This is a genomic window from Micromonospora sp. MGP-C2, assembly GCF_057766525.1.
The window spans coordinates 3,834,733-3,852,984 of the sequence record NZ_JBYMEN010000002.1 but is presented as its reverse complement, the minus strand read 5'-3'; the positions used below and the strand labels follow the sequence as shown (position 1 = coordinate 3,852,984).

Genomic DNA, 18,252 nt, shown 5'->3' with positions numbered 1-18,252 from the left:
GGCGAGTCACCAGCGGATCCGGACGGCGGGGAGGCGTGGCGGGCCCGAGGCGATGAGAGCGACGTCCCAGGACCCGCCCGGCGGGTGGGAGTGATCGACCGGTCTGCCCTAGGCTTGCCGCTCATGAGCAGTGCCGCCGCATTCTCGTACGCCCCTCTGCTGCCGACCGGCCCCGACCAGACGGACTATCGCCTGGTCACCGACGAGGGCGTGGACGTCGTACACGGCCCGGGGGGCCGCCGGTTCCTCACTGTGGAGCCGTCCGCGCTCACCGCGCTGACCGCCGAGGCGATGCACGACATCGCGCACTTCCTGCGCCCCGCGCACCTGGCCCAGCTTCGGGCGATCATCGACGACCCGGCCGCCTCGCCGAACGACAGGTTCGTCGCACTGGACCTGCTGCGCAACGCCAACATCGCCGCCGGTGGGGTGTTGCCGATGTGCCAGGACACCGGCACCGCGATCGTCATGGGCAAGCGCGGCCGGCACGTGCTGACCGACGGTGGGGACGCCGAGGCCATCTCCCGGGGCGTCTACCAGGCCTACACCAAGCTCAACCTGCGCTACTCCCAGCTCGCCCCGCTGACCATGTGGGACGAGCGGAACACCGGCAGCAACCTGCCGGCCCAGGTGGAGCTGTACGCCGAGGACCCGGACGGGCACCCCGACGCGTACAAGTTCCTGTTCATGGCCAAGGGTGGCGGTTCGGCCAACAAGTCGTACCTCTACCAGGAGACCAAGGCGCTGCTCAACCCGACGAGGATGATGCAGTTCCTGGAGGAGAAGCTGCGGCTGATCGGCACCGCCGCCTGCCCGCCGTACCACCTGGCCATCGTCATCGGCGGCACCTCCGCCGAGTACGCCCTGAAGACCGCGAAGTACGCCAGCGCCAAGTACCTCGACGCGCTGCCCACCTCGGGTTCGATGAGCGCGCACGGCTTCCGTGACCTGGAGCTGGAGGCGGAGGTGCTGGAGCTGACCCGCAACTTCGGCATCGGCGCCCAGTTCGGCGGCCGGTACTTCTGCCACGACGTGCGGGTGGTCCGGTTGCCCCGGCACGGTGCGTCCTGCCCGGTGGCCATCGCCGTCTCGTGTTCGGCGGACCGGCAGGCGGTCGCCAAGATCACCCCGTCGGGTGTGTGGCTGGAGCGGCTGGAGACCGACCCCGCCCGGTTCCTCCCCGACGTCACCGACGACTCGCTCGACGCCGAGCTGGTCGTGCGGGTCGACCTGAACCGGCCGATGGACGAGATCCGCGCCGAGCTGTCCAAGTACCCGGTGAAGACCCGGCTGTCGCTGTCCGGCCCGCTCGTGGTGGCCCGGGACATCGCGCACGCCAAGATCGCTGAGCGGTTGGACGCCGGCGAGCCGATGCCGCAGTACCTGCGCGACCACGCTGTCTACTACGCCGGCCCGGCGAAGACCCCCGAGGGCTACGCCTCCGGCTCCTTCGGCCCGACTACCGCCGGCCGGATGGACGCGTACGTGGAGAAGTTCCAGGCCGCGGGCGGCTCACAGGTGATGCTGGCCAAGGGCAACAGATCCGGTCAGGTGACTCGCTCCTGCCAGCAGAACGGCGGCTTCTACCTCGGCTCGATCGGCGGCCCCGCGGCCCGCCTCGCCCAGGACTGCATCAAGCACGTCGAGGTGCTCGAATACGCGGAGCTGGGCATGGAGGCGGTCTGGAAGATCGAGGTGGAGGACTTCCCCGCCTTCATCGTTGTCGACGACAAGGGCAACGACTTCTTCGCCGAGGTCACCAAACCGGTGCTCACCGTCGGCCGCCGCTGACCGACACGTACGCGAGGGGGTGCCGGGCGAACTCGCCCGGCACCCCCTCTGTCGTCCGTGCTCTGCCGACATCGGTGCGCCCGCCCCGCTGGGGTGGGGCGGGCGCACCGCCCCCGTCGGATGCCGTCACCGACAACCCGGTGCGAGTCTGATGTGCACCCCTGTCGATCCGCTCTCACATCGCTATCACCGGAATGCGTCAATGTGTGACCACCGGGTTACGCTGCTGCAAGTTGCAGATCACGGCGGGGGAGCAGATGCGGTTCGGGATCCTGGGGCCTCTGCGCGTCGGCGGTGGCGAGGCCACCGTCACCGCCGGCCGGGACCGGATCGTGCTCGCCATGCTGCTGCTGCGCTCCGGCCGGCTGGTGCCCGTCGACGAGCTGGTCGACGCGGTCTGGGAGGAGCGTCCGCCCGCAACAGCCCGGGCCCAGCTGCAGACCTGTGTGTCGCGGTTGCGGCGACGGTTCGCCGAGCTGGGGCTGGCACCGGAGATCATCGTCACCGACCCGGCCGGGTACGGCGTCCGTATCGCCCCGAGCGACCTGGACGCCGACACCTTCGCCCGTGGCGTCGATGAGGCCCGATCCGCTGTCGCGGCCGGCCGGTTCGCCGAGGCGGCTGAGCGGTTCCACGCGGCCCTGGCGCTCTGGCGCGGGCCGGCGCTCAGCGGCATCCCCAGCCGCAGCGTCCGTCGCCGCGCACAGACCCTCGACGAACAGCGCCTCACCGCGCTTGAGGAGTGCGTCGACGTCGAGCTGCGCCTCGGGCGGGCCGCCGAGCTGATCGACGAACTGGCCGAGAGCGTCGACCAGCACCCGTTGCGGGAGCGACTGCGGGGCCAACTGATGCTGGCCCTGTCCTCGGTCGGGCGTCAGGCCGACGCGCTCGCGGTCTATCGCGACGGCCGGCGGTTCTACGCTGATGAGCTGGGCATCGAACCAGGTGCCGAGCTGCAGGAGCTGCACCAACGGGTGCTCGCTGGAGACCTGGCCGTCACCGGTTCGGAGGAGTGGTCCTTCGCTCCGGTCCGGGCACTGCCCAGGGCGATCAACGATTTCATCGGACGGCAGGAGACGCTCGCCCGACTGGTGAAGGAGATCGAGGAAGACGACGCCCGAATCCAGCTCGTCGACGGCATGGCGGGCAGCGGGAAGACCACGCTGGCCGTGCACGTCGCCACGGCGCTCGCGGACCGTTACCCCGACGCGCACCTCTTCATCGACCTGCACGGGCACAGCGAACGGGAGCCGTTGCCGCCGGCCGCTGCCCTTGCCGCGCTGCTCCGCCAGCTCGGTGTCCCCGGGGACCGGATACCCGCCGACGCTGACGAACGCGCCGCCCTGTGGCGGAGCAAACTGTCCGGACGGCGGGCGATCGTGGTGCTCGACAACGCCGCCAGCGCCGCTCAGGTCGCGCCGCTGCTGCCCAGCGGTCGGGACAGCCTCACCCTGATCACGAGCCGCCGCCGGCTCGCCGGGCTGGACGGCGGCAAACCGTCGTCGCTGGCCGTGCTCGACCCCGAGGAAGCGGTGGAGCTGCTCGGACGGGTGGTTGGCGCCGACCGGGTCGCCGCCGAGCCGGAGGCGACCACCGAGGTGATCACCCGCTGCGGGCACCTGCCGCTGGCGATCCGGCTGGCGGGGGCCCGACTCGCCCACCGTCCCCGGTGGCGGGTCCGCGACCTGGCGGACCGGCTCGCCACCGGACGGGACACCCTGACCGAGCTGTCGGCCGGCGAACGCTCCGTCGGGCAGGCCTTCGCTCTGTCGTTCGCACAGCTCGACCTCGACCAGCAGCGGATGTTCCGGCTGCTGGCGCTGCACCCAGGGGGCTTCTTCGACGATCGGGCGGCGGCGGCGATCGCCGACCTGCTGCTGCCGGACGCCCAGGACCTGCTGGACAGTCTCGTCGACGCGCACCTCGTCGACGAGCCGGAAGCCGGCCGTTTTCGCTTTCACGACCTGATGCGCGAATACGCCCGACAACTGCTGGAGACCGGCGAGACCGCAGCGAGCCGGACGGCCGCCACCGTCCGACTCCTTGATCATTACCTGCACGTGGCCCACGCCATCGCCAGTCGGATGGAGCCGGTCGCCAGTCGGTCCGCCCTGGTGCTGCCGGAACCTCCCCGAGCCGATCTGGTGCGGGCGTCCGTCTCGGATGATGCTGCCTGGTTCGACGCCAACCGCGCGGCGCTTCCGGCGCTGGTGCGGCTGGCCGCCGACGAGGGGCACCTGCAACGCTGCTGGCAGCTGGCCCGCACATCCTGGTTCTATCTGTTCAGGCACGGCCACCTGGACGAGCTGGTGGACACCCACACCGTCGCGCTGCGCGCCGCCGAGCAGCTCGGCGACGCGGGAGCCATCGCCACAGTGCGCAACTACCTCTCCTCGGGCTACTTCCGGCTCGGGCGGTTCCCGGAGGCCATTGAACTGATGGAGGTCGCGCTCCGGCTGCGTCAACGGCTCGGCGACCGGCGTGGTGAGGCGACGGTCCGCCGGAATCTGGCCGTCGCGTACGGCGCGAACTGGCAACTGGCTCCCGCCATGGCCCATTCCGCCGCGGCACTGTCGCTCGTCTCCGGCGGTGACCAGCCCGCGGAGGTCATCGCGATGCTCAACAATCAGGCGTTTCTGCTGCTGGCATCGGGTCGTTACCCGGAGGCGCGGCTGGCCTCGCGCCGGCAGTTGCGCCTGGCCCGCGAGACCGGCGACATGAGCAGCCTGTGCAACGCCCTCGGTCACCTCGGGGCGGTGCGGGCCCGGCTCGGCGACTATTCGGGAGCACGCCGGTTCCTGCGGCTGGCGTTGAAGTTCAAGCGCCGGCAGGGCAACCGCTTCGGCGAGGGCGAGGTCCTCAACGAGCTGGGCAGCATCGAGCGGATCCTGGGCCGGCCGGAGGAGGCCGCGACGCTGCACCGCGAGGCGCTCGCCGCCGTGGCCAAGTCCGGCGACCGCATCGCCGCCAGCGTGTCACGCAACCTGCTGGCCCGTGCGCTGCTCGACCAGGGGGACGTGGCCAGCGCGGTGGACCTGCACCGGCGGGTGCTCGCCGATGCCGTCCGGATGAACGCCCCGCACGAGCAGGCCGGGGCGTTGGACGGTATCGCCCGCTGCCTGCGGGACACCGACCCGGCTGCGGCACGGTCGCACTGGTTCCGGGCGCTCTCCCTGTTCCGCCAGATCGAGTCACCGGAGCAGCACGAGGTGGAACGGCTGCTGGCCGAGTTGGGCTGACGGATCATCTGCGAGTCGGCCACGGGCGCGGCAGGATGGTACGCGTGACGACTCCAGAGGCGACCGGTTACCGGATCGAACGCGACTCGATGGGCGAGGTGGAGGTGCCCGCCGAGGCGCTGTGGCGGGCACAGACCCAACGCGCGGTGCAGAATTTCCCGATCTCCGGCAGGGGCATCGAACCGGCCCAGATCAAGGCGCTCGCGCAGATCAAGGGGGCGGCGGCACAGGTCAACGGCGAGTTGGGCGTGATCGACGCCAACGTGGCCGCTGCGATCGCCGCCGCCGCCGCGCACGTGGCCGACGGCGGCTACGACGACCAGTTCCCGGTGGACGTGTTCCAGACCGGCTCCGGCACGTCGTCGAACATGAACACCAACGAGGTGATCGCCACCCTGGCCAGCCGGGAGCTGGGGTCGCCGGTGCACCCGAACGACCACGTCAACGCCTCCCAGTCGAGCAACGACGTCTTCCCGTCCTCGATCCACCTCGCTGCCACCCAGTTCATCGTCGAGGACCTGCTGCCGTCGCTGGCACACCTGGCGTCGGCGTTGGAGGCCAAGGCCGCCGAGTTCGAGACGGTGGTCAAGGCCGGGCGTACGCACCTGATGGACGCCACCCCGGTCACGCTCGGCCAGGAGTTCGGCGGGTACGCCGCGCAGGTCCGCTACGGCATCGAGCGGTTGGAGGGCTCGTTGCCCCGACTGGCCGAGTTGCCCCTGGGTGGCACCGCCGTCGGCACCGGGATCAACACCCCGCTCGGCTTCGCCGCCGCCGTGATCGACAAGCTGCGCGAGTCGACCGGGTTGCCGTTGTCGGAGGCGCGCAACCACTTCGAGGCGCAGGGCGCCCGCGACGCGCTGGTGGAGACCTCGGGGCAGCTGCGTACCGTGGCGATCGGCCTCTACAAGATCGCCAATGACATCCGCTGGATGGGATCCGGTCCCCGTGCCGGCCTCCGTGAGCTGCGCATCCCCGACCTCCAGCCCGGCTCGTCGATCATGCCGGGCAAGGTCAACCCGGTGGTGGCCGAGGCGATGCGGCAGGTCTGCGCACAGGTGATCGGCAACGACGCAACCGTCGGCTTCGCCGGCTCGCAGGGCGACTTCGAGCTGAACGTGATGCTCCCGGTGATGGGCCGCAACCTGCTGGAGTCGATCCGGCTGCTTTCCGCGGTGAGCCGGCTGTTCGCCGACCGGCTGGTGGTCGGCCTGGTCGCGGACGCCGAGGTCTGCCTGGCGTACGCCGAGGGGTCGCCGTCGATCGTCACCCCGCTCAACCGCTACCTCGGGTACGACGAGGCCGCGTCGATCGCCAAGGAGGCGTTGGCCAAGCAGACCTCTATCCGCGAGGTGGTGATCTCCCGGGGGCACGTCGACTCCGGCAAGCTCACCGAGACCCAGCTCGACGAGACGCTGGACCTGCTGCGGATGACCCACCCCTGACAACCGGCCTGCCCGGCTCAGCGGGTGTCGCGTGGTCTGGCCCAGCCGAGGAAGCGGGTGAAGAGCGCCGCGGGCTCCGGGCCGTCGTGTGGGTTGAGCCGGTACAGGTCGGCGGCCGCCTCGTGCAGGACCGCGCACAGGTAGACGCTCAACCCGACCCGGTCGTCGGCGTACTCCTGGCGGAGGGTGAGCCGCGCGACCGGGCAGGGCCAGGGTGCGGCGCAGACCCGGCACAGCCAGAGCGGGCGCAACGGCAGGTGTGGACGACAGGGCGTCGTGGCGCGGTTGTCCGGGGCGGTCCGGGACATGCTGCTGCCTTCCTTTGGAGCTGAATCGTTTGTGGCATCGGCCCCGTTCGCCCCTCGCTCATCCCTTTTCCACCGGAGGTGGGACCGCCCGGCCGGGGGAGCGGGCGGTCCCGTGCGGCGCCGACAGACCCGGGGGACGGGGAGCGGCGCCGCACTTCACAGTCTGGTGATCAGGCGACTACGGTCGGAAGGGTTTGGCCGCGTCGTCACAGTCGCCCTGTTTCGGGTGGCGCCGCCGCTGGCGGCCGACTGGAGTTGATCGTCAGCGGGGTGGAGGGGCGGCACGGCATGGCCGATGGACAGATGACGGCGGCGGCGTTCCTGGTCGCGGAGCTGCGCCGGGCCCGGGCGCGGCGGGGCTGGAGTCAGGACGAGCTGGCCAAGGCGGTCAACTACTCGGCGTCGATGGTCAGCGCCGTCGAGCTGGGCCAGCAACTGACCCGAGCTTCGTGGCGGAAGAGCAGCCGGAGCGGTTCCAATGACCAGTGCGTCGAGGTGGCGACCAATCTCGGGGACGTGGTCGGGGTGCGAGACAGCAAGGACTTGGACGGGCCCGTGCTGGTTGTCGACGCGTACTCCTGGCGGCTCTTCGTGGTCGCGCCCCCGCGCTGACGCGACCGCCTCGCCCGCGACGGTGGTCGCGGGGTTGGTTGCCCGCAACTTCGGGGAAGTTGCTGCCTCGTCGCGGCCTGACGCAGCAACTTCCCGGATGTTGCGCGGATCTTGCCTGCGGACAGGCGCGGGTAAACGGCTCGACGGTGGGGTTTGGCGGCGGGATGATCCCGTCATGAGTGACCTGCCCTGCACCGAGCGGCTGCGGTTTCGGCGGTTGACCATGGCTGACGTGGACGCGCTGGTCGACCTGGACAGCGATCCCGAGGTGATGCGGTTCCTCAGCGGTGGTGTGGCCACGCCGCTGGCCACGGTCCGCGACGAGCAGTTGCCGAGGCTGCTGGCCCAGTACGAGCGGCATCCCGGGTTGGGCCGTTGGGCGGCGCTCGACCGGGGGACCGACGACTTCCTGGGTTGGTTCGCGCTCGACCCGTCGGCGGACGGCACCGAGGCTGAGCTGGGCTACCGGCTGCGGCGCTCGACGTGGGGGCTCGGGCTGGCCACGGAGGGGTCGCGGGCGTTGGTCCGGTACGCCTTCGACACCGTCGGGGTGCGTCGCGTCTGGGCCGAGACGATGACGGTCAACGAGCGGTCCCGGCGGGTGATGGCGAAGGCGGGGTTGCGCTACCTGCGGACCTTCCACCTTCAGTGGGACCACCCGATTGCGGGCACCGAGCACGGCGAGGTGGAGTACGAGTTGCGGGCCGAGGAGTGGGCAGCCGCTCAGGATCGACCCGCCGCCCGGCGGGCGCGGTAGGCGGTCACCGCGGCGCGGTTGCCGCAACCGGCCTCGCAGAACCGCCGCGACCGGTTGCGGGACAGGTCGACGACCACGCTGTCGCAGTCCGGGTACTCGCAGATCCGCAGCCGGCGCAGCTCACCGGCGCGAACCAGGTCGGCCATCGCCATCGCCGCCTCCACCGCGATCCGGGTGGCCAGAGGCGCGTCCCGGGGTACGGCGTGCAGGTGGTAAGGCTCGTCGTCGTGCTCGATGAGCTGGGGCAGCGCCCTGTGTTCCAGCAGCAGGCCGTTGACCAGCGCGACGATCTCGGGTGGCTCCGCGTACCAGATGCGGCGTAGCTGGGGCCGCAACTCCCGGACGGCGCGCAACTCGGCGTCGGTGTGCTCGTGTCGCCCGCTGTAGGAGTAGCGGACGAAGAACGCGTCCAACGCGGCGACGTCGGGCAGCTGCTCGCCGTCCCGACCCGTCGTGTTGACCAGCGCGGCGGCGGCGATCAGGGAACATTCAGTGTCATGAGCAAATAGCATCTTGACTCCTGTCATGGCTTCCGCCTAACGTCACGGGCACAAGGATAGTTTGCTCATGACACGGTGCCGTCCCGAGGAGCGCGACATGCACTCACGACCTGCTGCCGGCGCCGCGTTGGCGTTGCTCTCCGCAGTCACCTTCGCCACCTCCGGCACCTTCGCGCGCTCACTCATCGACGCCGGCTGGTCGGCCGGGTCCGCAGTGATCGCCCGGGTCGGCATCGCCGCCCTGGTGCTGGCGATCCCCGCCCTGCTGTCGCTGCGGGGCAGGTGGGCCGTGCTGCGGAGCAACGCCACGGCCATCGGGCTGTTCGGCCTCCTCGGGGTGGCGCTGGCCCAGGTCTGCTTCTTCAATGCCGTGCGCTACCTGCCGGTCGGTGTCGCGTTGCTGCTGGAATACCTCGGCATCATCCTCGTCGTCGGCTGGATGTGGGTGCGGCACGGGCAGCGACCCCGCCGGCTCACCGTGGCCGGATCGGTAGCCGCCCTGGCCGGGCTGGCGTTCGTGCTCGACCTCGCCGGCACCGCCGACTTCCACCCGGTCGGTGTGCTCTGGGGACTGGGTGCGGCAATCGGCCTGGCCGGGTACTTCGTGCTCGCCGGGCGGGTCGACCCACGGCTGCCCTCGGTCGCCCTGGCCAGCGGCGGGATGGCCGTCGGCGCCGCCGTCCTGCTCCTCGTCGGGCTGACCGGTCTGCTGCCGCTGCACGCCACCTTCGGCGAGGTCACCTTCGCCGGGCAACCCACCAGTTGGCTACTGCCCATCGCCGGGCTCTCGCTGGTGGCCGCCGTCATCGCATACCTCGCCGGTATCGCCGGCACCCGGATCCTCGGCCCCCGCCTGTCGTCGTTCGTCGGGCTGACCGAGGTGCTCTTCGCGGTGCTGATCGCCTGGCTGTTCCTGAACGAGCTGCCCACCGGCTGGCAGCTCTTCGGCGGCGCGATGATCATTGCCGGGGTCGCGCTGGTACGCCTCGACGAACTGCGCGGGACACCGGCGGCGTCCGCGCGGGTGTCGACCGAGCCGGAGCTGGTGCTCGCCGGTCGGTGAGTGTGCTCGGTGCTTGGTGACTGTGCTGGTGCTCGGCGGCCGCGGTCGGTGGTCGGTGGTCGGTGGGACAGTGGGTGGCGTGCTGACCACTGTGGTGTTCGATGCCGACGAAACCCTGCTGGATCTGCGGCCGGCGGTGACGGGCGGGCTGGTGGCCGTCCTCGACGAGATGCGGCGGCTCATCCCGGCGGCGGCCGAGGTGACGCTCGCTGAACTGGAGTCGGACTGGGGCGCGGTCTTCGGCGAGATGAAGGCCGCGCCGGTGGTGGAGATCCGCCGGGCCGCGCTGGCCCGGTCGCTGGCCCGCGCCGGACTGGACGACCACCTGGACGAGGTCGCGACCCTCTTCTTCGCCCGCCGGTTCGCCCTCACCCGACCGTTCCCGGACGTGCCACCGGCGCTGGCCACACTGCGCGACCGGTACACCCTGGGATTCGCCACCAACGGCAACAGCCGCACCGAACGGTGCGGGCTCGCCGGTGAGTTCGCCTTCGAGGTGTACGCGCACGTGAACGGCCTGCCCAAGAAGCCGGCGCCGGAGTTCTTCGCAGCGGTGGTCGCGGCGGCCGGGGTGCCGGCCGAGCAGATCGTGTACGTCGGAGACTCGTGGGAACACGACGTGGTGGCACCCCAGCGGGCCGGCCTGCGGTCGGTGTGGTTGAACCGGCAGGGGCTGCCCCGCCCCGCCGGGTGCACGCCCGACGCCGAAGTGTCCACCCTCGCGGAGCTGCCGGCGGTGCTCGTCGATCTACCTACGGTGTCGTCCGACCGGGTGGAAGCCTGTATCGAGCTGCGCGGATGAAAGAGAGATTCATCGACATAACGGACGTTCATCTGGCGTAAACCCGTTGGGCGTTGTGTGATGGCTGCCACGTCCCTCAACGAGAGGATCTGATGTGGTGAGCAAACGCTTCACCGTCGGCACTGTCGCAACCGCGGCAGTGCTGGCACTTACGGCTTCGGGGCTGGGTGTACCGGCCAGCGCCGCGCCAAGCGACTCCCGCACCTTCACCGTCGTCGCCGAGGACGGCGTCGCCGCCGACACGGCGGTCGCCGCGATCCGGGCAGCCGGCGGCACGGTGGTGTCGCGGTCCGACGAGGTCGGCATGTTCCAGGTCACCAGTGACCGGGCCGACTTCGCGGCCAGGGCGAACGCCGCCCCGACGCTGCTCGGCGCCGCCGAGCAGAAGGCCATCGGCCGCAAGCCGAAGCTGGACCGCGTCGAGCAGGAGAACCTGACGGCGGCGCCGGCGGGGGCGGCAGCCCGGCGCGGCGCCAAGATGGACCCGCTCGACGACAAGCTGTGGGGCCTGGAGATGATCCGGGCTGACAAGGCCCGCAAGATCGAGCCCGGCGACCGTCGCGTGACCGTCGGCGTACTGGACACGGGCGTCGATGCCAGCAACCCGGACATCGCGCCGAACTTCAACTGGTCGCTGTCGCGCAACTTCGCGCCCGACCTGACCGACGTGGACGGCCCCTGTGAGGTGCCGAGCTGCCTCGACCCGGTCGGCACCGACGACGGCGGGCACGGCACCCACGTGGCCGGCACCATCGGCGCCGCGGCCAACGGCTTCGGCCTCTCCGGCGTTGCCCCGAACGTCTCGCTGGTCGAACTCAAGGGTGGCCAGGACTCCGGCTACTTCTTCCTCGACCCGGTCGTCAACGCCCTGGTCTACGCCGGCCGGTCCGGGATCGACGTGGTCAACATGTCGTTCTACGTGGACCCGTGGCTCTACAACTGCACCGCCAACCCTGCCGACTCGCCCGAGGACCAGGCCGAACAGCGGGCCATCATCAAGGCGATGAAGCGGGCGTTGATCTTCGCTCACAACAAGGGCGTCACCCTCGTCGGTGCGCTCGGCAACAACAACGAGGACCTGGGCGCACCCCGGACCGACGTCACGAGCCCGGACTACGGCGCCGACCCGTACCCCCGGCCGATCGATAACAACAGCTGCTGGGACATGCCCACCGAAGGCCCACACGTGATTGGTGTGTCGTCGGTCGGCCCGTCCGGCAAGAAGTCGGACTTCTCCAACTACGGCACCGAGCAGACCTCGGTTGCCGCGCCCGGTGGATTCGCGCGGGACGGCTTCGGGACCCCGACGTACAACACCCCCGGCAACCGGATCCTCTCCAGCTATCCGCTGAAGGTGCTCCAGGAGGAGCCCATCTCCCTCACCATCCCTGACCCCAAGGTGGACGCGGACGGCAACATCGATCCGCGCGTCGCAACGAGCGTGTTCAAGCAGTGCAAGGCCAACGGTGAGTGTGGCTACTACACCTACCTGCAGGGCACCTCGATGGCGTCCCCGCACGCCGCCGGCGTCGCCGCGCTGATCGTCAGCCGGTACGGCAAGCCGGAGCGCCGGGGCGGCTTCGGGATGTCGCCGGACCTGGTCGAGCAGCACCTGTACCGGACGGCAGCCGAGCACGCCTGCCCGGAGCCGCGCCTCCAGCAGTACCGCAACGAGGGCCGGGACGAGACCTACGACGCCTACTGCGCCGGTGGAGTCAACTTCAACGGCTTCTACGGCTACGGGATCGTCGACGCCTACGCGGCGGTGAAGACCCCGCTCAAGCCGAACGCCCGCCCGTAAAGCACCACCTCGGGGCCCGGTCGACAATCGTCGACCGGGCCCTGTCGGTGTGCGCGGTGGTGTCGGTGTGCGCGGCTCCGCTCCTCGCCTTGATCGACTCGGGTTTCTTGAAGGTGGGGTGTCGGGGGTCGATGGATGCCACGGTTTCCAGGAACCCGAGTCGATCGAGGACAGGTCGGGGATCACCGTCGCCATCCGCGGCTGACCAGCGCGTCGCGCGCCTCTCTGAGCACCGCCGGAAACTCGGCGTGCAGCCGTCGACTCGTCACATGCAGGACCAACCAACCCGCGCCGACCAGCAGGTTGAGCCGACGGCGGTCCCGGTGCAGCTGATCTGCGTCGGAGTGCCACCTGCCGTCGTACTCGACTGCGACCCGATACTCCGGCCACGCCAGGTCGGGGTGCAGGACAACGCCGCTGGCCAGGCATACCGGATGTTGAACGACCGGCCGTGGCAGCCCACCGAGCACCAGCCTTACGCGCAGGTGTGACTCCGGCGGTGACTGGGCTCCGCTGTCAGCCAGGTCGAAGACCCATCGTGCCCGCCGCCCACCAGGCCGCTCGGCGTTGCGGGCAGCCAGTGCGGCCAACGTGTCGCGATCGGTCAGCCCCTGCCCAAGCAGCGAGTCGACGACGGCGACTGCCGGGATCGGGTCAAGCCACACTGCCGTTTCCCAGGCGGCCCGCCCCGGGTCGGAGCGGGGGATCGCGCCGCTCGGGTCCCAGTTGGGCTGGGACGTGACGCCCGCTCCGCCCCCGTCGCCCGGTCTGGCGACCACGACGCTGTCCGCTCTGGTGATCGCCATGCTGCCCGTCCTGGCCGTCACCGCTTCCGGTCGGGCAGGCTGCCGAGCTGGGCGTGATGGTGCTCCGATGGTCGGCGGGCGCCCTGCTCCCGTGGGGAGCCCGGTTCGCGATGGGCGCGCTACGTCACGTGATCGTCCTGTCTCCGGCGAACGTTCTGCGTCCGGCGGACCCCATGTTGCTGGTGGGTGGCGCGAGGCCGGTGGCGGCGCGGCGAGGGCCGGCATCTCGTCCATCTCGTCGTCGAGGAGCGGGGTGATGGCGTTGACGTGCACGCGAAGGCCGCGCTGTGGGCCGATCCGCATCGGCCGGGGCACGAGAACGTGCACGTCGTCGGTGAAGGCGGCGGCGTGTTCGACACCGTGCAGGTAGGCGGCTGACGGGCCTCCGATCACCACCCCGGGCGGGAGTCGGAGGAGTGCGGCGCGACAGGCCAGGGCGTGGTCCCGGTCGAGCCGTGCGTCGGCGTAGATGTCCTGGCGCAGCCGCAGCCAGGCGGCACTGCGCAGCTGATGTTCGGTGAGCAGGCCATCCCGGACAGCATCGGAGCCGCGGAAGACCCGCCACGTCAGGGCGTCGGGGCGGTGCGGACGTGGTGGCATGCCGAGCAGCCTGCCGACCATCCTCGGACCGCCGAAACCCCTGTGGACAACCTGCCCCGGGCGGCCGTCCGACCCTGTGGACAACCGAAAATCCGTGCGGCGATCGTGGTATGACGCGATCGTCGGCTGGCAGGCGTGGCTGCACCTCGCGGGCGACGCCCTCGGCCGGCAGTCTCCAGGGCGCTGCCATCCGCCCCAGTCGGCCCCAGGCGGGGCTCAGACGAGCCAACTGCCCGCGAAACTTGTGACGAGTTGGTGATCGTGCTGCTGTGATCCACTCGCGTTCATGAAAGTCGAGGTGTCGTCGGCACCGGGATACCGCGAGTTTCAGGAATCCGAGTTGATCAAGCGGGGCGCGAGCCCGCCCGCAATTGGTCGGAACAGGCGGATGGTTCGTTTGTCAGCGGAGGGCGTTGGTGATGGCCGTGGCTGCGGCCAGCACCTGGGGACCGATCGTGTCGACGTCCAGCGGGGCGAGCGCGACCACGCCGACGCTGGCCTCCAGACCGGGTACGCCGAGCACCGGCGCAGCCACCCCGTACGCCCCGGCCTGCAATTCCCCGCTGCTGCTCACCGGCGCCGCATCCCCGGCTCGACCGGCCAGGATGGCCCGGCCCGCCGCCCCTCGGTCCAGCGGATGCCGTGCCCCGGCGCGGTACGCGACGTGGAACGACGTCCAGCTCGGCTCGACCACGGCCAGGGCCACGCCCTCGCCACCCTCGACGACGGTCAGATGCGCGGTCGCTCCGGCCTGCTCGGCGAGGCGGCGCAGCGCGGGTAGCGCACCCTCGGCGAGCAATGGCTGGGCCCGTCGGGCCAGGTGCAGCAGCCCGGCCCCGAGGCGCAGCCTGCCGTCGCCGTCGCGGCGCAGCATGCCGTGCCCGATCAGCGGGCTGACCAGCCGGTAGACGGCCGCCCGACCGATGTTGAGCTGGTTGGCGGCCTCGGTGACGGTCAGACCGCCCGAGGCGTCGGCGACCAGGTGCAGCAGCCGCAGACCCCGGTCGAGGGTCTGCGACGTCTCAACGGCCCGTCCCGCAACGGCGTCAGCCCGCCCGACAACCCGATCGCCCTGTCCGGCCGCACCAGCCTGTCCGGCCGCATTGACATGCCCCGCCGCGCCCGCCTGTCCAGGGACGGCGTCAGCGGGGCCGCTGGGGTTGGCCGGAGTCTCACCCGAGCGTGCGGTCGCATCCACGCCTGGCAGCGTACGACCCGGCACCGCCGGACCCGGACAGGCACGGACAGCTACCCTTGTGCGGTGACGCTACGCCTGTATGACACCGCCACCCGATCGGTGCGGGACTTCGTCCCGCGGGAAGCCGGCAAGGTGGGGGTCTACCTGTGTGGTCTCACTCTTCAGGCCCCGCCGCACATCGGTCACCTTCGCTCTGGCGTCAACTATGACGTGCTGCGCCGCTGGCTGCTGGCCGCCGGCTACGAGGTCACCTTCATCCGCAACCTGACCGACATCGACGACAAGCTTCTGGTGAAGGCGGGCGAGCAGGGTCGGCCGTTCTGGTCGATCGCGTACGTCAACGAGTTGCTTCTCGCCGAGTCGTACCGGGCGTTGAACGTGCTGCCCCCCACCTACGAGCCGCGCGCCACCGGGCACATCCCGGAGATGCACGAGCTGATCACGAAGTTGATCGCCGACGGGCACGCGTACCCGGCGACTGACGGTTCCGGCGACGTCTACTTCGATGTGGCGTCCTGGCCTGCGTACGGGTCGCTGTCGGGTCAGTCCCCGGACGCGATGCAGTCGGCCGGGGACGCCCCGGACCGGGGCAAGCGGGACCCGCGCGACTTCGCGCTCTGGAAGGGTGCCAAACCGGACGAGCCGGCGGACGCCTACTGGCCGTCGCCGTGGGGGCTCGGTCGTCCGGGCTGGCACATCGAGTGCTCGGCGATGTGCTGGCGGTATCTGGGCCCGGAGTTCGACATCCACGGCGGTGGGCTGGACCTGACGTTCCCGCACCACGAGAACGAGATCGCGCAGTCCAAGGCCGCCGGGCTGCCATTCGCGCGCTACTGGGTGCACCACGGGTTGCTCAGCATCGGTGGGGCCAAGATGGGCAAGTCCGCCGGCAACGCGCTCGACCTGGCGTACGTGGACTCGCTCGGGGTGCGGCCGGTCGAGCTGCGTTACTACTACGCCGCCGCGCACTACCGCTCGGTGATCGACTACTCGGAGGATTCGCTGCGCGACGCGGCCACCGCGTACCGCCGGATCGAGGGGTTCGTGCAGCGGGCGGCCGAGCGGGTCGGCGCCGGGCAGCCCGGTGAGCTGCCGGCCGGCTTCGTCGCGGCGATGAACGACGACCTCAACACCTCCGCCGCGCTGGCCGTGCTGCAACAGCACCTCCGGGACGGCAACACCGCGCTGAGCGCCGGTGACGATGTGACCGTCCGCACCACCCTGGCCGTGGTACGGGCAATGCTGGATATCCTCGGGATCGACCCCCTCAACCCGGCGTGGACCGGTGGCGGCCGATCGAATGATCTGCGTGCCGTGGTGGACTCCCTGATCGCGCTGGCCCTGGAGCAGCGCGCGCAGGCCCGGGGCCGCAAGGACTGGGCTGCCGCCGACGCGGTGCGTGACCAGCTCAAGCTGGCCGGCGTGGTGGTCGAGGACACCCCCCAGGGCCCCCGTTGGACTATTGGAGAGCAGGACTGATGGCCGGCAACTCGCAGCGCCGTGGCCGGCGACTGACGTCGAAGGCAAGCGCCCCCAAGGGCACCGGCGGCAAGAACAAGGACTCCCTGGCCGGGCGGGGTCGCACCCTGCCCGCGGACGAGCGTCCCTGGCACAAGGGCTACTCGGGCACCGAGAAGCTGCCCCAGCGCACCGCCTGGAAGCAGGACAAGGAGCGCCGCGCGGCTGCCGAGGAGGGGCGCGCCCCGAAGATCGGTCAGCCGGGCAGCAAGGACACCACCTGGGGCAGGGGCGGCGGTCGGGGCGTACCGGTCGGTCGGGGCGCCAGCGGCGGCGGTCGGGGCGGCAAGCCCACCGGCCGGTCCGGCCCCCGGGTCGCGCCGGGGCGCAAGTCCAACCCGTCCAAGGACTCCCCGGAGCTGCTGGTCGGGCGCAACCCGGTGCTGGAGGCGCTGCGCGCCAACGTCCCGGCGACGGCGCTCTACACCGCCCAGGGCATCGACATGGACGACCGGATCAACGAGATCATCCGGACCGCCGCCGACCGGGGCATCGCCAACCTGGAGATCAGCCGGGCCGAGCTGGACCGGATGACCGGCGGGGTGCTGCACCAGGGCGTCGGGTTGCAGGTGCCGCCCTTCGCGTACCAGCCCTTCGAGGACATGGTCGCCGCCTCCCTGGAGCAGCAGGCCCCCCTGCTGGTCGCGCTGGACGGTGTCACCGACCCGCGCAACCTGGGTGCCGTGATCCGGTCTGCCGCGGCGTTCGGCGCGCAGGGTGTCTTCGTACCCGAGCGACGTGCCGCAGGAATCACCGCGACCGCCTGGCGGACCAGCGCCGGCGCGGCCGCGCGGGTGCCCGTGGCGCAGGTGACCAACCTGACCCGGTCGCTGAAGGCGTGCCGGGACGCCGGCTTCATGGTGGTCGGCCTGGACGCTGACGGTGACACCGACCTGTACGACCTGGAGGCCGCTGTCGGTCCGCTGGTGGTGGTCGTCGGTTCCGAGGGGCGCGGGCTGTCCCGCCTGGTCGGGGAGACCTGCGACCTGACCGTCAGCATTCCGATGATCTCCGAGGTTGAGTCGCTCAACGCCAGCGTGGCCGCCGCGGTCACCCTGGCCGAGGTCGCCCGCCGACGCTCCGCCGAGCTGTAACCACGTCGACGAGGCCCCCTTCCGCCCAGCGCGGGAGGGGGCTTCGCCGTCAGATCTGACGGGTCCACGCGACGAAGAGCAGCGCCCCGGCGAGCGCCATCAGCAGCACGGCCGGGATCAGCCAGCGCGGACCCCGCTCCCCGTCCAGGCGTCGGGTGAGCCGCTGGTGCACGGCGGCGATGCCGATCAGAGCGGCCAACCCGGCAGCCGTGATCGGCAGGCCGACGAGGAAGTGCGCCACCCACGCGCCGGCCCGGGTCGGACCACCCCAGGAATCGTCGTACGGCCCCCGGTCCACCAGGCCGTACAGCGCGCCGCGCAGCACCATCAGCAGTTGGACGCCGAGCGGCAGCAGAGCCACGGCACCGAGGAGCAGGCTGAGCAGCGCGTGGCCGAGCACCGCGACCGTGCCGGGCCGCCGGCCGGGCGCGGCCGCCGGTGGCATCCCGAGCAGCCCGGTACGCAGGGCACGCCAGCGTGCGACGGCGGCGCCGGCCCCGCCCAGCGGGGCGGTCACCAGCGCGAGTACGGCGACCGGGACCAGCGTCGCGCAGTAGGCGAGGCTGCGGCCCGCCAGGCGAACCACCTGGTACGGCCGGGCACGCGCGATCGGGTGAGCAGTGGACTGGGCGGGAACGGTGGGCACGGCGTCTCCTCGGGCTCGGGTCGCCGTGACGGTACGAGCAAGAGCCGCCGTGCCGAGTCACCCCACAGAGCC

At 71.2% G+C, this 18,252-nt stretch carries 16 protein-coding genes; 11 read left to right on the top strand and 5 right to left on the bottom strand.

Annotated features, from left to right (window positions below):
- Positions 1-123: 123 nt before the first annotated feature.
- The 3 genes from AC3CF1_RS17600 to AC3CF1_RS17590 all read left to right on the top strand — a co-directional run bounded on the left by AC3CF1_RS17600 (position 124) and on the right by AC3CF1_RS17590 (position 6,475).
- Positions 124-1,791, top strand: coding sequence for a fumarate hydratase (locus AC3CF1_RS17600; RefSeq protein ID WP_354981797.1), 1,668 nt, complete (start codon positions 124-126; stop codon positions 1,789-1,791).
- A gap of 257 nt (positions 1,792-2,048) precedes the next feature.
- Complete coding sequence (locus AC3CF1_RS17595) at positions 2,049-5,030, top strand: AfsR/SARP family transcriptional regulator (RefSeq protein WP_371409945.1); 2,982 nt, start codon at positions 2,049-2,051, stop codon at positions 5,028-5,030.
- Positions 5,031-5,065: 35 nt separating this feature from the next.
- Positions 5,066-6,475 (top strand): class II fumarate hydratase, encoded by a 1,410-nt coding sequence (locus AC3CF1_RS17590; protein WP_199176986.1) that lies wholly within the window; start codon positions 5,066-5,068, stop codon positions 6,473-6,475.
- Positions 6,476-6,492: 17 nt separating this feature from the next.
- Here the strand turns inward: AC3CF1_RS17590 and AC3CF1_RS17585 are convergent, their stop codons facing one another.
- Positions 6,493-6,783, bottom strand: coding sequence for a hypothetical protein (locus AC3CF1_RS17585; protein WP_088950483.1), 291 nt, complete (start codon positions 6,781-6,783; stop codon positions 6,493-6,495).
- Positions 6,784-7,071: 288 nt separating this feature from the next.
- Here AC3CF1_RS17585 and AC3CF1_RS17580 point away from each other — a divergent pair, with 288 nt between their 5' ends.
- Together AC3CF1_RS17580 and AC3CF1_RS17575 are read left to right on the top strand one after the other, a co-directional pair.
- A complete protein-coding gene (locus AC3CF1_RS17580; protein WP_354981796.1) occupies positions 7,072-7,395 on the top strand; it encodes a DUF397 domain-containing protein in 324 nt (107 codons plus the stop codon).
- Between the two features lie 175 nt (positions 7,396-7,570).
- The gene (locus AC3CF1_RS17575; protein WP_354981795.1) at positions 7,571-8,152 is read left to right on the top strand and encodes a GNAT family N-acetyltransferase; all 582 of its coding nucleotides are present in this window, start codon (positions 7,571-7,573) and stop codon (positions 8,150-8,152) included.
- On the opposite strand, the gene AC3CF1_RS17570 is transcribed toward AC3CF1_RS17575, so the two are convergent.
- Complete coding sequence (locus tag AC3CF1_RS17570) at positions 8,119-8,664, bottom strand: CGNR zinc finger domain-containing protein (protein WP_354981794.1); 546 nt, start codon at positions 8,662-8,664, stop codon at positions 8,119-8,121. The genes AC3CF1_RS17575 and AC3CF1_RS17570 overlap by 34 nt on opposite strands.
- Before the next feature lie 85 nt (positions 8,665-8,749).
- On the opposite strand from AC3CF1_RS17570, the gene AC3CF1_RS17565 reads away from it, so the two are divergent.
- The 3 genes from AC3CF1_RS17565 (at position 8,750) to AC3CF1_RS17555 (ending at position 12,318) form a co-directional block, all read left to right on the top strand.
- On the top strand, positions 8,750-9,715 hold the full coding sequence (locus AC3CF1_RS17565; protein WP_355159337.1) for an EamA family transporter: 966 nt from the start codon (positions 8,750-8,752) through the stop codon (positions 9,713-9,715).
- Between the two features lie 79 nt (positions 9,716-9,794).
- Entirely contained in the window at positions 9,795-10,517 is a 723-nt protein-coding gene (locus AC3CF1_RS17560) for an HAD family hydrolase (protein ID WP_355159342.1), read from the top strand.
- A 97-nt stretch (positions 10,518-10,614) separates the two neighbouring features.
- Positions 10,615-12,318 carry a S8 family serine peptidase gene (locus AC3CF1_RS17555; RefSeq protein WP_354981792.1) on the top strand — a complete coding sequence of 568 codons (1,704 nt, stop codon included), beginning with the start codon at positions 10,615-10,617 and terminating at the stop codon, positions 12,316-12,318.
- A 182-nt stretch (positions 12,319-12,500) separates the two neighbouring features.
- Here the strand turns inward: AC3CF1_RS17555 and AC3CF1_RS17550 are convergent, their stop codons facing one another.
- On the bottom strand, positions 12,501-13,124 hold the full coding sequence (locus AC3CF1_RS17550; protein WP_488450865.1) for an endonuclease domain-containing protein: 624 nt from the start codon (positions 13,122-13,124) through the stop codon (positions 12,501-12,503).
- 186 nt (positions 13,125-13,310) lie between these two features.
- On the opposite strand from AC3CF1_RS17550, the gene AC3CF1_RS17545 reads away from it, so the two are divergent.
- Entirely contained in the window at positions 13,311-13,502 is a 192-nt protein-coding gene (locus AC3CF1_RS17545) for a hypothetical protein (protein ID WP_488450864.1), read from the top strand.
- Positions 13,503-14,124: 622 nt separating this feature from the next.
- On the opposite strand, the gene AC3CF1_RS17540 is transcribed toward AC3CF1_RS17545, so the two are convergent.
- Positions 14,125-14,922 carry an IclR family transcriptional regulator gene (locus tag AC3CF1_RS17540; protein WP_354981790.1) on the bottom strand — a complete coding sequence of 266 codons (798 nt, stop codon included), beginning with the start codon at positions 14,920-14,922 and terminating at the stop codon, positions 14,125-14,127.
- A 63-nt stretch (positions 14,923-14,985) separates the two neighbouring features.
- Between AC3CF1_RS17540 and cysS the strand changes: the two genes are divergently transcribed.
- Positions 14,986-16,401, top strand: coding sequence for a cysteine--tRNA ligase (gene cysS, locus AC3CF1_RS17535; protein ID WP_179781235.1), 1,416 nt, complete (start codon positions 14,986-14,988; stop codon positions 16,399-16,401).
- On the top strand, positions 16,401-17,534 hold the full coding sequence (gene rlmB / locus AC3CF1_RS17530) for a 23S rRNA (guanosine(2251)-2'-O)-methyltransferase RlmB (RefSeq protein ID WP_328849018.1): 1,134 nt from the start codon (positions 16,401-16,403) through the stop codon (positions 17,532-17,534). Before cysS ends, rlmB begins: the two co-directional genes overlap by 1 nt.
- Positions 17,535-17,583: 49 nt before the next feature.
- Here rlmB and AC3CF1_RS17525 read toward each other — a convergent pair whose 3' ends face one another.
- Complete coding sequence (locus tag AC3CF1_RS17525; RefSeq protein WP_328849017.1) at positions 17,584-18,180, bottom strand: hypothetical protein; 597 nt, start codon at positions 18,178-18,180, stop codon at positions 17,584-17,586.
- Positions 18,181-18,252: the final 72 nt, after the last annotated feature.